General features: G+C 58.9%; 1 protein-coding gene and 1 pseudogene. Both read left to right on the top strand.

From position 1 onward, the window contains the following. A pseudogene (locus ACIOUG_RS23875) lies at positions 1-498 on the top strand (cell division protein FtsZ); the annotation flags it as partial. A gap of 112 nt (positions 499-610) precedes the next feature. Continuing rightward, the coding region (locus tag ACIOUG_RS23870; RefSeq protein ID WP_401069136.1) for a UDP-3-O-acyl-N-acetylglucosamine deacetylase at positions 611-1,002 on the top strand (392 nt) is incomplete at its 3' end.

Raw genomic sequence — 1,002 nt, 5'->3', positions numbered from 1 at the left:
CCGAACCGTGCACGTGAAGCGACCGAAGCGGCCATCCGCAACCCGCTGCTGGAAGACGTGAACCTGCAAGGCGCACGCGGCATCCAGGTGAACATCACCGCCGGTCCTGACCTGTCTCTGGGAGAGTACTCCGACGTGGGTAGCATCATCGAAGCCTTCGCTTCCGAGCACGCGATGGTCAAGGTCGGTACCGTTATCGATCCGGACATGCGCGACGAACTGCACGTCACCGTGGTTGCCACCGGTCTGGGCGCGAAAATCGAGAAGCCTGTGAAGGTCATCGACAACACCGTTCACACCTCCATGGCTTCCGCTCAGGTTCAACAACCGGCTCCTGCGCGTCAGGAAGCTCCGGCGGTGAACTACCGTGACCTGGATCGTCCGACCGTCATGCGCAACCAGGCTCAGGCCGGTGCTGCGACTGCCGCGAAGATGAACCCGCAGGACGATCTGGACTACCTGGACATCCCGGCATTCCTGCGTCGTCAGGCCGATTGATGGAATGTATCAGGGCTATGACGGTGATTGGTGTTCAGCAAAGGCTCGGTCTGCTATTATCGCCAGCCTTTGTTGATACCAGTTCGCAATTTGCGCTGAAGCGGCCCAAGCCATGATTAAACAACGCACACTGAAAAATATTATCCGTGCCACAGGTGTAGGCCTGCACTCCGGGGAGAAGGTCTACCTGACCCTCAAGCCTGCGCCTGTCGACACTGGCATTGTGTTTTGTCGCGCTGACCTCGACCCTGTGGTGCAGATCCCTGCCCGCGCGGAAAACGTCGGTGAAACCACTATGTCGACGACGCTGATCAACGGCGACGTCAAAGTGGACACGGTAGAGCACTTGCTCTCGGCCATGGCTGGCCTGGGCATCGATAACGCCTACGTCGAGCTCTCCGCGTCCGAAGTCCCGATCATGGATGGCAGCGCTGGACCGTTCGTATTCCTGATTCAATCGGCAGGCCTGGAAGAACAGGACGCAGCCAAGAAAATCATCCGCAT

This window comes from Pseudomonas sp. NPDC087803, from assembly GCF_044742995.1.
GTDB lineage: Bacteria > Pseudomonadota > Gammaproteobacteria > Pseudomonadales > Pseudomonadaceae > Aquipseudomonas.
The sequence above is the reverse complement of the archived record's forward strand: the minus strand, read 5'-3'. Positions and strand labels throughout refer to the sequence as shown.